General features: G+C 41.4%; 14 protein-coding genes. 11 read left to right on the plus strand and 3 right to left on the minus strand.

The annotated features are described in order from the left end of the window. Nucleotides 1–163 precede the first annotated feature (163 nt). From H6G08_RS36320 to H6G08_RS36335, 4 genes are all read left to right on the plus strand, one after another. Nucleotides 164–529, plus strand: a complete 366-nt coding sequence (locus H6G08_RS36320) for a four helix bundle protein (protein WP_190552091.1) — start codon at nucleotides 164–166, stop codon at nucleotides 527–529. 55 nt (nucleotides 530–584) lie between these two features. Beyond that, the gene (locus tag H6G08_RS36325) at nucleotides 585–1439 is read left to right on the plus strand and encodes a hypothetical protein (protein ID WP_199322873.1); all 855 of its coding nucleotides are present in this window, start codon (nucleotides 585–587) and stop codon (nucleotides 1437–1439) included. 97 nt (nucleotides 1440–1536) lie between these two features. Then, nucleotides 1537–2430 carry an RpnC/YadD family protein gene (locus tag H6G08_RS36330; protein WP_190552093.1) on the plus strand — a complete coding sequence of 298 codons (894 nt, stop codon included), beginning with the start codon at nucleotides 1537–1539 and terminating at the stop codon, nucleotides 2428–2430. Nucleotides 2431–2532: 102 nt separating this feature from the next. Beyond that, nucleotides 2533–2784 (plus strand): hypothetical protein, encoded by a 252-nt coding sequence (locus H6G08_RS36335; RefSeq protein ID WP_096648466.1) that lies wholly within the window; start codon nucleotides 2533–2535, stop codon nucleotides 2782–2784. 54 nt (nucleotides 2785–2838) lie between these two features. Here the strand turns inward: H6G08_RS36335 and H6G08_RS36340 are convergent, their stop codons facing one another. Genes H6G08_RS36340 through H6G08_RS36350 form a run of 3 tightly spaced genes read right to left on the minus strand, consistent with a single transcriptional unit; the run spans nucleotide 2839 to nucleotide 3842 of the window. Beyond that, a complete protein-coding gene (locus tag H6G08_RS36340) occupies nucleotides 2839–3213 on the minus strand; it encodes a hypothetical protein (protein WP_096648464.1) in 375 nt (124 codons plus the stop codon). Further along, on the minus strand, nucleotides 3210–3542 hold the full coding sequence (locus tag H6G08_RS36345; RefSeq protein WP_096648462.1) for a DUF5674 family protein: 333 nt from the start codon (nucleotides 3540–3542) through the stop codon (nucleotides 3210–3212). Before H6G08_RS36345 ends, H6G08_RS36340 begins: the two co-directional genes overlap by 4 nt. Before the next feature lie 24 nt (nucleotides 3543–3566). Further along, entirely contained in the window at nucleotides 3567–3842 is a 276-nt protein-coding gene (locus H6G08_RS36350; RefSeq protein WP_096648460.1) for a hypothetical protein, read from the minus strand. A gap of 127 nt (nucleotides 3843–3969) precedes the next feature. Between H6G08_RS36350 and H6G08_RS36355 the strand changes: the two genes are divergently transcribed. From H6G08_RS36355 to H6G08_RS36385, 7 genes are all read left to right on the plus strand, one after another. Further along, nucleotides 3970–4179: a hypothetical protein gene (locus H6G08_RS36355; RefSeq protein WP_045873469.1), complete on the plus strand. Its 210-nt coding sequence runs from the start codon at nucleotides 3970–3972 to the stop codon at nucleotides 4177–4179. 82 nt (nucleotides 4180–4261) lie between these two features. Beyond that, nucleotides 4262–4612, plus strand: coding sequence for a hypothetical protein (locus H6G08_RS36360; protein ID WP_096648458.1), 351 nt, complete (start codon nucleotides 4262–4264; stop codon nucleotides 4610–4612). 3 nt (nucleotides 4613–4615) lie between these two features. Then, nucleotides 4616–5185, plus strand: coding sequence for a hypothetical protein (locus H6G08_RS36365; RefSeq protein WP_096648456.1), 570 nt, complete (start codon nucleotides 4616–4618; stop codon nucleotides 5183–5185). Nucleotides 5186–5298: 113 nt separating this feature from the next. Beyond that, nucleotides 5299–5472 (plus strand): hypothetical protein, encoded by a 174-nt coding sequence (locus H6G08_RS36370; RefSeq protein WP_190552095.1) that lies wholly within the window; start codon nucleotides 5299–5301, stop codon nucleotides 5470–5472. Between the two features lie 257 nt (nucleotides 5473–5729). Next, nucleotides 5730–6137, plus strand: coding sequence for a hypothetical protein (locus H6G08_RS36375; protein WP_199322874.1), 408 nt, complete (start codon nucleotides 5730–5732; stop codon nucleotides 6135–6137). Between the two features lie 147 nt (nucleotides 6138–6284). Then, the gene (locus H6G08_RS36380) at nucleotides 6285–6989 is read left to right on the plus strand and encodes a hypothetical protein (protein WP_190552097.1); all 705 of its coding nucleotides are present in this window, start codon (nucleotides 6285–6287) and stop codon (nucleotides 6987–6989) included. A gap of 375 nt (nucleotides 6990–7364) precedes the next feature. Beyond that, nucleotides 7365–9332 carry a nucleoside/nucleotide kinase family protein gene (locus tag H6G08_RS36385; protein WP_190552099.1) on the plus strand — a complete coding sequence of 656 codons (1968 nt, stop codon included), beginning with the start codon at nucleotides 7365–7367 and terminating at the stop codon, nucleotides 9330–9332. Nucleotides 9333–9715: the final 383 nt, after the last annotated feature.

Below are 9715 nucleotides of genomic sequence, written 5' to 3' on the forward strand. Positions count from 1 at the left end.
GAGGATGCAGAAGGCGTAACACAATTTTTGTATCAGCAAGCCAAATCCTCTGTTAAAGAAGCTGCAAGACCTGTAATTCAAGAATCAATTCATCAAATGAATAAAGCCAAGATGCAAAAACAATCATAAGAATTAAGAAGTCAGAATTCAGGAGTCAGAATAAATGAGACAACCAGCAAAAACATTTCAAGACTTGATAGTTTGGAAGAAAGCACATCAATTTGTTTTAACAGTTTACAAACTTACTAGTCAATTTCCTAAATCTGAAATATATGGTTTAACTTCTCAATTTAGAAGAGCGGCAGTTTCAATCCCAGCCAATATAGCTGAAGGATTTAAGAAAAAAGGATTATCAGATAAAGCAAGATTTATGAATATAGCGCAAGGTTCCTTAGAAGAGTGTCGTTACTATTTAATTCTTACTAGAGACCTTGGGTATGATGATACCTCCGAATTAATTCCCCAACTTGAAGAAGTCAGTAAGTTGCTAACAAGTTATGCTAACTCACTTCTGACTTCTGACTTCTGACTCCTGACTCCTGACTCCTGACTTCTAGCCAAACTGAACTGGATGATTTTTAATTATGCCTGAAATAAAACTCGGATTAGGTAATCCACCACAGCCAATTTATCTGTATGTGAAGAAATTAGAGGTTGATGGTTGGATTTACGCTTGGTATAACTGCGAAATTGAACAAGATAAAAAGATTCCTGTGAGCCAAAGAGCATTAACAGGTTATGTTTTGGAGCTAAGACTAACAGATAAAGATTTCAAAGGCAAGGACAATTTAAAATTAGATATTGTTGTTCAAGCCGATGAAATTTATATCGTCCGCAGTGGCATTGAAACAAACTTTGCTAAATCATTCTTGTTAGCTGCATCTGTTGTGAAAGATTTTACTCAGCCTTTAATAATTGTTGCTACTCCTGGTGATGAAAATTCAGTTTTCTGCAATCTCTATGATGCTTTGACTAAAACTAAAATTCGTCGAGAATGGAATCCTAACGCTGACTGGGGAGCAATTATTCGTGATGTTCAATCAAAGTTAACTCTAACTTCAGATTCAGTCGATTATGCTCAATCTGTACAACCGCAATCAAATCCAAAGCAAACTACTGTAACATCTGCAATACATCCTCAAGATTTACGGATAAAACAAATTCGTAAATTACTAAATTACCCTCTTGATTTAATCAAAGAATGGTTACATTTTCAAGATGTTAGTAGCCCCAGTGAGCTTCATCACAGTAAGGTTGATGAGCTTGTAAAAACCATGTGTATTGCTTGGGCATCAGATAAGTTTGACCACCCCAATCATGCTGCTAATTCCTATCAAAAGTATGTTGTGAATGCTGTAGTTGATGGTGTGGATGAACTACAAGCAATTAAGGGATGGATGCAGCAAGTTCAACAGCAGACTGTTGCAAAGATGGTATAGGCAATTTTTGAAAAAATACACATTTGGATAGGCAAATACTATTCAGTTGGAACCAAAAGTTCAGCATCTAACATGCAAAACACCTCCGATTAAAACTATGACTAGAAAACCTTACGATCAGTTTTCAAAGCAATTCTTGGAGGAATTACTTTCTCCTTTAGGAAAGGTGGAAGTCAATAAAGAAATAACCGATGAAATTCGCCAAGTAGATATTTTGTTTTCTGCCATACCAACACCCCAAGCTAATCAACAGTCATTGGGGTTACTTGGCAGAATAGCTGTAGGAATTTCTTTGCTAGAACCCTTTCGCAATCAACCAACGAAAACAGAAGTACGCAACTGTCTTCTGAAGGTCTTTACAGTCATGGCAGACTCACAACGAAAAGCCAAGCGAGAGGATGCGAGCTTACCAGAGGATAATCTTGCACGATTATGGATTTTAGCACCATCAGCTTCAGAAAGTTTGCTTAACAGTTTTGGCGCTAAACTAGACCTAGAAACCTGGACAACTGGAGTGTATTTTCTAGCTGACTCGTTGAGAACGGCGATAGTGGCGATTAATCAGTTGCCAGTGACTTCGGAAACATTGTGGTTAAGGCTATTAGGTAAAGGAGAAACTCAACGCCAAGCTGTCAGGGAATTATTGGCACTACCCCAAAGCAATCTGGTACGACAAAACACTTTGAAACTGATTACCAATTGGCGGATTGTTTCAATTCAACAGCCAGAAAATCTTACAGAAGATGACCAGGAGTTAATCATGAACTTGTCACAAGCATATCAACAATGGGAAGAAACTACAAAACAGCAGGCAAGACTGGAGGAACGACGCGAAGTTGTAGAAAATTTGCTTAAAGTAAGATTTGGTTCAGTAGATGAGGAACTGTCAAGAGTTATTGATAGGTTGTTACAGTTACCACCAGAAGAATTTACGCCTCTATGCATTCAATTAAGCCGTGAAGAATTGTTGACAAGATTCGCTGCAACTTGAGAGCAATCCGAAGACATATTAGTAGCAACTTACCACAATCTATCAATCACCAAGCGCTTTGTTATTAACAGAGCGCTTCTTTATTTATATTGGATAGAAATCATGAATGAACAAACTCTAGACAAGACACTGTACTTAGACAGCAGAACCAGAGAATCTGTGCATGAAGAATTGGAGAAAATACTCAATTCACTAGTAGATTTTCAAGAGCATAACCCACTAGTTTATCAATTCTTATGTGATAACAAAAGGGATTTTAGTGTGGCAGATGCAATACAGGCACTTGCACAAACTTTGGAAGTTTTAAACCCAAATCAAGACACATTTGGGCGATGTAATGCATTATCTGGGTAAGGCGATGGGTTGTTTTGAGCCGTTTGTTGAGGTCAAGCTAGACAAACCGAAAAACTAGGCACTCAGTGATTCTGGCTTTGTATCAGCTATTTCCCAAACCCGATGCAACCAGTTTTGGGTCGTTTTCTGTGCGATCCGCTTTTGTTCAGCATCAGACCACATCTCGTCCCAATGGAATAACCAATTACTCATTAAACGCGCTAAATCAACTAACTCACAAGCTCTGTCAATGTCATCGGCTTTCACCATGTCAGGCACAGTCCACTCGATAAAGTAACGACTTTCTTTTACCAGATTTAGCATCAAATCTTTCGATGACTCCCCAGCCCATAAAGAATGAATTTGCGATAAGTGATTTACCAAGTGATGCAGGCGAGTGGAAACATCATCTTGTACAAAACTTTGCTGTTGTGGTGTCATTTCAATCATAAGTTTCCCAAGAACTCAATAATGATTTGAGCAACTCTTTCTCTAATATTAGAGTCTAAAATTTCCATTGAGCGATTCTGCCGGGGACGAAGGTTAACCATAGATTCGCATATAATCCTCCCAGTCACTGGCATGAAACTAGCAGCCCAAATATCCTGTTGTCTACTACCATCATCCAACAGCACTTGTTCACAATCAACGTGTAGCTCACCGCCGCCAACTAATACTCTACGCTCAATATCTACTGCTGTTTTAATATAGAACTTGTGTTCTATGAGCATTTGTTCAAGTTGTTCACTTGTAGCGCGATTGCGTAACAACAGAATCATTCTCTGGAACACCCCTGTATCTTATCAAAGCTCATGGTCAGAGCGCTCGCTTTCTTGTAGCCAGCTTAAAATAGTTAGCGCTAACTCCCAGGATTTGTTTCTGTCCCAATGAGGCAGATGATTGAGGATGCGTCCAGTAATTAATTCTGGGCTTTCTAAATCTCCACTGCGAGCCGCAACCGCATCTTTAATCAATCTTCCCAGTGTAGCAGCTTGATTCCCCTGGTAATCAGGTTGTCTTTTAATTTCATCAATTATCCAGTCGGGAACTGTGATAGTTTTATATCCTGGCTTTGGCATACATAGCAGAGAAATAGTTTTCTGATAGTACGGCAAATTACGTCATAGTTGCAAATTTTGTACGGTATGGTACGGTAAATAAGAGGATCATCCCACAAAGCTTCACAAATAGTAGGAGCAATTGTCTATGGTAACTATTAGTATTAATCCCATACATCCTAAAGATTTTAAAAAGATTCATAAGTTTTCGATTTACCAAATGAGCAAATTGTCAGGGTATTCAGTTGAAACATTAAAAAATTGGTTAGCTGATGAAAATAGTTCTAGATTTGTAGAACCTAAGCCATATGTACTGAACCACTTCGGAGCTATCCATAAAATATTAGCTTTAGCTTAGTGTTGGAGAAACACAAAGAGGTTACACAAACACTACCCGCAATATTGCGGGTTTTTTATGATTGATATCAGCACTTCCGGAAATGAATCGGAAGTTCATCGGAAGTCAATCGGAAGTGAAAGGAGAGAAAGTATTGCAACTGAAAGGTTCTTGCTCCGTTGAAGAAGTTCTCACAAGACAACAGGCAGCTCTGAGATTGAAACCACAAATTAGCGAAAGGCAGTTAAGAACATATCTCGATTTAGCTTCTTTATATCTCCCAAGTTTTGCTGATTTTAGAGATGAAGAGAATGGTGGATTAAATCGCCATGTCAAATTGACTAATTGGCATCTTCCAGTTCTGCAACAAATTAGAACTTGCGTTTTACTTAAAGGTTTAATCAAAACCGCAGTTGAGTTAAAACAACACCCAGAAAAATTTACAGGAGTTTAGATAATGACTATTAAAGAATATGCAGAATCTATTGGTATAAAACCGGGTAAGTTAGTTGACGAGTTCCGCAAGAACTTTCCAGGCCAAACTTGGACAATCAATTCCCAACTCCCCGAAGAATTTCTGGCTGCTCATTCAAAAGTCAAACAAGACCAAAAGCCGGACTCGCAACCATTCAATGGCATGGGAGAAGCCACAATTACAAAGGCTGACGAAGCAATTCAGCAGGCTTCATACAAGCTAACAGCAGCAGATAAACAGACGATATCAGGAGCGATCGCGGTTCAAAACGAACAATCGAAAATCTTGGGTGCCTCCACTGGGGTAACAGGCGCATTGTTGTTCATGGAATCCTTGATTGCAGCCAAAGGGACAGTACTAGATGCTTTTGCCGAGCAATCTCTGCTTGAAGTTGACAATCAAATAGCGGAGATTGATCAGAGCTTAATTAACCTAGCCGAAGAAGCCTCAACAAGATTGGGGGAGTCCATCCGAAACAAGGAACAACTCAAACAGCGACTCAATTCACTCAGACAGAGAGTCAGCTCAATGGGGACACAGATCCAGTTCTAAAAGCTTATTCAACAGTAGCACTGGCTCTACAACTCCATCAGGAGACTGTCGCTACTATTGCCCAAATCCGACTACTACAAGAAATTTTGAAATCCCAAAGGAAAAAGACAGTTATGGATATTCTCAGCACAAGTTTATTCACCACTTCCGTTTTAGGTGCTTTGGGTGGAAGTGGCTATCTCTTGGGAAGTGTAATTGCTACTGGGGTACTTTCTACTGGACTGCTTCCAGCTTTAGGAATATTTGTTGGCGCAGGTTTTGCAATTTTGGGGCGTGTTTCAAAATGAGCCAAAAACTCGCACAGGCATTGCAGAAACTAGCAATTAGCCCAGTCAAACCAATTCGCAATTATGAATTCGCAATTCGCAATTAATACTGTCTGTTTTTTTGTTCATAGTTGAAATTAAAAGCTTGTAAAAACAATGAATCAATTGAAACTTTTGTTCATAATTGCGAATTGCGAACTGCGAATTGCGAATTGTTCGTCTGCGATGACTTTAGGCTTTACTGCTGGTATATCGGTGAAATTGATCGGGGAGAAATCGTGAGTACTAGTGCTAATAAATACCTTGGACAAGCAATACTCGGTTTTATAGGAATAGCTTTCATTGCATCACCCTTATTCCTCAAACTCCCATCTCAATTTCAATCATTTAACGCCGCCGCAAGCATTGAACAGAGCGAAGATGTAGAACGCTCACGCATCGAGCAACGCCAGCTAACAGCTTTAAAGCTAGCTCAAACCCAAGTCATGCCCAATACTCAAAAACTAAAAATTCGGCAGTACATTGACAATCCAAAACGAGATCCGCGCCCAGAAACTACAGGTTGGTTAGAGTCGGAAGTGATTTATGTTTATGACTCTGCTGGTGCTTGCATTGGGCGGATTTCTGCTCGGCAATGGCAATGGAAATACTACTACAAAAATGCTTGCACTGATGCACCGGGCTAGTTGTGTGTCACACAAACTTCGCGTTCTGGCAAGCTCTTGAGGCTGGGGTAGCAAGAGAGTTATTGTTCAATTACTCTTTTCTCCCCCAGCACCCCCAGCTTAACCTCGCGACAATTCTGGGTTACTCGAGCAGGAGGAATAAAGAGAATGGATACTCAGAAAAATTCATCTTCTGAGCAAGCAACCGAAAAGCAGACTCACAAAAGGAAGGGAGTTTCTGATTACATAGAAATCCTTGCGGGCTGGATTGTTGATATTATTTCCATCCCTGTATCTTTCGTTTCCCATATCCTGGCACAGTTCGTCACCCCTGGTTCTGGCGGTACAAAAATCATCGGCGCACTGGGCTTTTTCATCGGTTCGTTACTCAGTACTGATGGCATTTGGCAGACGATGTTTGCTGGAACTCCTCTGTTGCCCTGGTTTGAACAAAATTGGATTGGGTGGATTGGTTGGCTAACACTGCCCTTCAACCCATTATTCTGGTTATCTTTTGGCATATCTGCATTAGTTCAGGTGATGGAAGCTCGAACGTTAAGAGGTAAACGTCCAGAAGAAGCGAAAACCGAGTTTGAATATTCCAAGCAGTTTACATTAGGCGGCAAACCCAGTGGCACCATTGACCTAACACAGGCATTGTGGCGGGATTACAAGGTTGCTGGTATGAAAGAACGGCACACAGGTGGTGCAGTTGCTTTGTTCTTTTGGATTTTCGACCTGACAACTACCTTCGTTGGACGTAACCCTTTCGCCTTCACCAATCCCAGCACTATCCTTGCCTGCCTTGTCTACAACTTAGGCTCAATGATGGCTGGTGAAATCGGCTACACGATTTGGAAATTGACCAAATGAAGAAGAATCCAGAAGTCAGGAGTCAGAAGTCAGGAGTCAGAATGCAATTAGTGGGGGATTCAGACCCGCCACTCTCTTACAAAGTTCAGAGCGGAGGAAGCCTCCGCTCTGAACTTTGCGCTAATTGTAGACCGCTAAATTTTTAATTTAGCGGGGGTCTTAAACCCACTTATTCATCCGCCCTACGGGTGACGCTCCTGCGTCGCTCTAAGCGGAGCTATGCCGCAGGCTTTACGCTGCGCTAACGGCAGTTCCTTTAAGCGGGGGAACCCCGCCAACGGACTGCCTCACCACTCGTACAGAATTCAGTATGAATTCTGACTCCTGACTCCTGACTCCTGAATTCTATTTTGATAATCAGTATTGGTGAACTCTATGGATTTTCTCAATTATCAACCAGACCCTGCATCTAATCACAACCAGGCTAATCAGGAAAACCGAGTACCATCTTTAACTACGCTAGAAACTGCTCGACTCAGAGAAGATTATCCTTCTATTGAACACCTGGAAGCGGGAAATGTTGCTGCTTGGTTAGTTGAACGCACTGACCAGCTATTAATTAGAGCCAAAGATGAACGAGCCGGGATGAATCTCTCGAAACTCATCACTCTTGCTGGTGGGGCAATTGGAGCAGTCTGTTATGCTACCAGTCCATTGGCACCCATCGGTGCGTTAATTGCCAGTGCTGGGTATGTTTGGGCAGTTGCAACTGACATGAATGCTTCTCATCAGTTTGCCCCCATACCCTTTATTAGAGGCAATTTCTTCGAGTTTTTATCAGCAATGGGTGATAGCCAAGCCAGAGAAGAATGGTTCTCAAACCAAAACGAATTTGTTGATTTGATGCATCACTTGGAACCGTGCGAGCGTTATGAATTTGCCATGCTCAGGCAGCACACCCATACCTTAACTGAGTTTATTAATATTGTGGAACCAGGGAAACGCTTTTATGCTTACCGATATTTGCTTGATTGCTTTGTCAATTTTCGCGGTGTCTTCCCCACCTTTGACCAACTCAATCAGCATCTTGCCAAAGTTTCAGTTGACCCTAGAGTTAACTATCACCATGTTCAAGCGATTCAACAAATACGCCCACCACAATTAGAAGCACCTCAAATCAACTTACCCCCTCCACCTATTGCTCACTTACCTTTAGCTGCACCAATCACTAATTTACCACTTGGTATTCCTTCATCCAATTCCTCAACTCCTATACCAATTGATGAAACTAACACATACATTGACGAATACAGCCCCCAAATACCTCAAACACTTGATGTGATTGAGAAGATGTCACAACGGATTTCTAACCATTTAATCATAGGTATTCCTGGGGCTGGCAAAGGTTTGCTTGTGAGTAATGCTTTGCGGCGAATTAAACAATTGCACCCGCAAACTACCATTTTTTACATTGACCCCAAGAACGACCCAAAAGAAACTGGTTATTTCTCTGGTTGTGTAGATGTCCTCAAACGGGCTTCTACTCCATCTATGACTCCTGTTGAAATTGTCAGTTGGTTTCAAAATTGCATCAAAGAATTTGATACCATCAGGGGTGACAAGTTGCTAGCTTTTGATGAAGGGACACAAATTGGCAGCCAGTTTAAGATTGCAAAGCAACTCGATTGGCTCAAGGGAAAATTGACCAGTTATACTTCCTGCGGTGACTCTGCTGGGATTAGAGTTTGGATTTTAGCCCAGAATCCCCATACTGAGGATTTGGGTATTAGTGGTGGACTGCGATCGCAGTTTACTCCCCTGGCGATTGTTTCTGGTGTGAATATTGCAGCCTATAGTGCGATGATTTCTACTGGCTTCATCCCCAGTAGCCAGAAAATCAGTGATGCTAAAGTTCAGGAGTTCATTGATGCATCGCCTGTAAACCGAGCAGTTTATCATGGTGGACTCAATCGTTGGTTTGCAATGCCTAAGCTGGAAAATCATTCTGGCTATGACCGCGATTCGAGAACTTTTCTTGAAGCCTTCCAACCACCCACACCAGGAGAATTCATCAGTTCTGATATCGATACTATCAAGAGACTGGAGTCGAGTTTCCACGCTGATGAAGGCGAAACGGAATCCTCACCTAGCGAAACGGCGAAACATTCATCCGAAACGCCGAAACAACGTGAAATCAATGGTTTCAGCTCGCAAGCACAGCGTTTCACCCGTTTCGGCTTACTCCGAAATGAGGCAATAACGGAGATTTTGCGCTTGCGAAACGAAATGAATCTCAACCAGACCCACATCATTAGAATCCTTTGGGATGCAAGACCTGGGGAGAATGAGGCTTATCGAAACGCCGTTTCGGAATATAAACAACTGATGTGCGATGTTGAATAACTCTTTCGTCAAACATCATGTAACAGGCTTTAGGAGGAGCTACCTCACCGAAATGATAGGGTTGAAACCGCTCAATCGAATACGTGTGCTAAAACAACGTGAACTTTCCAAACGATCGCAATATTTGATTATACAGAAACTTTTTCTACAGCTATTTTTTTGATGCTTTGGCGGATTGTGTCCTTTAGTCTACGTTTTGGGCATTAGAGTTGGGGTTGACTTCCGATTGAGTTCCGGAAGTCAACCCCAACTCAAAGCTATTTTTATCAAATTTGCTCTAAGAGGGTGTTTGAAAAGTTTTTAGGGGTCAAATTTTATGCTAGCCGCCTCACCATAATACGGATCATAGCAAGGTAGATAAAGGTTTCTGAAGTTTCGGGTAA

It is taken from the genome of Calothrix anomala FACHB-343, assembly GCF_014696435.1.
In the GTDB taxonomy this organism is placed as follows: Bacteria; Cyanobacteriota; Cyanobacteriia; order Cyanobacteriales; family Nostocaceae; genus Aulosira; species Aulosira anomala_A.

Bases quoted from the DNA above. Each gene is read 5' to 3' on its own strand.
- H6G08_RS36320 (WP_190552091.1), top strand. From the start codon at position 164: ATGAGACAACCAGCAAAAACATTTCAAGACTTGATAGTTTGGAAGAAA.
- H6G08_RS36325 (WP_199322873.1), top strand. From the start codon at position 585: ATGCCTGAAATAAAACTCGGATTAGGTAATCCACCACAGCCAATTTAT.
- H6G08_RS36330 (WP_190552093.1), top strand. From the start codon at position 1,537: ATGACTAGAAAACCTTACGATCAGTTTTCAAAGCAATTCTTGGAGGAA.
- H6G08_RS36335 (WP_096648466.1), top strand. From the start codon at position 2,533: ATGAATGAACAAACTCTAGACAAGACACTGTACTTAGACAGCAGAACC.
- H6G08_RS36340 (WP_096648464.1), bottom strand. From the start codon at position 3,213: ATGATTGAAATGACACCACAACAGCAAAGTTTTGTACAAGATGATGTT.
- H6G08_RS36345 (WP_096648462.1), bottom strand. From the start codon at position 3,542: ATGATTCTGTTGTTACGCAATCGCGCTACAAGTGAACAACTTGAACAA.
- H6G08_RS36350 (WP_096648460.1), bottom strand. From the start codon at position 3,842: ATGCCAAAGCCAGGATATAAAACTATCACAGTTCCCGACTGGATAATT.
- H6G08_RS36355 (WP_045873469.1), top strand. From the start codon at position 3,970: ATGGTAACTATTAGTATTAATCCCATACATCCTAAAGATTTTAAAAAG.
- H6G08_RS36360 (WP_096648458.1), top strand. From the start codon at position 4,262: ATGAATCGGAAGTTCATCGGAAGTCAATCGGAAGTGAAAGGAGAGAAA.
- H6G08_RS36365 (WP_096648456.1), top strand. From the start codon at position 4,616: ATGACTATTAAAGAATATGCAGAATCTATTGGTATAAAACCGGGTAAG.
- H6G08_RS36370 (WP_190552095.1), top strand. From the start codon at position 5,299: ATGGATATTCTCAGCACAAGTTTATTCACCACTTCCGTTTTAGGTGCT.
- H6G08_RS36380 (WP_190552097.1), top strand. From the start codon at position 6,285: ATGGATACTCAGAAAAATTCATCTTCTGAGCAAGCAACCGAAAAGCAG.
- H6G08_RS36385 (WP_190552099.1), top strand. From the start codon at position 7,365: ATGGATTTTCTCAATTATCAACCAGACCCTGCATCTAATCACAACCAG.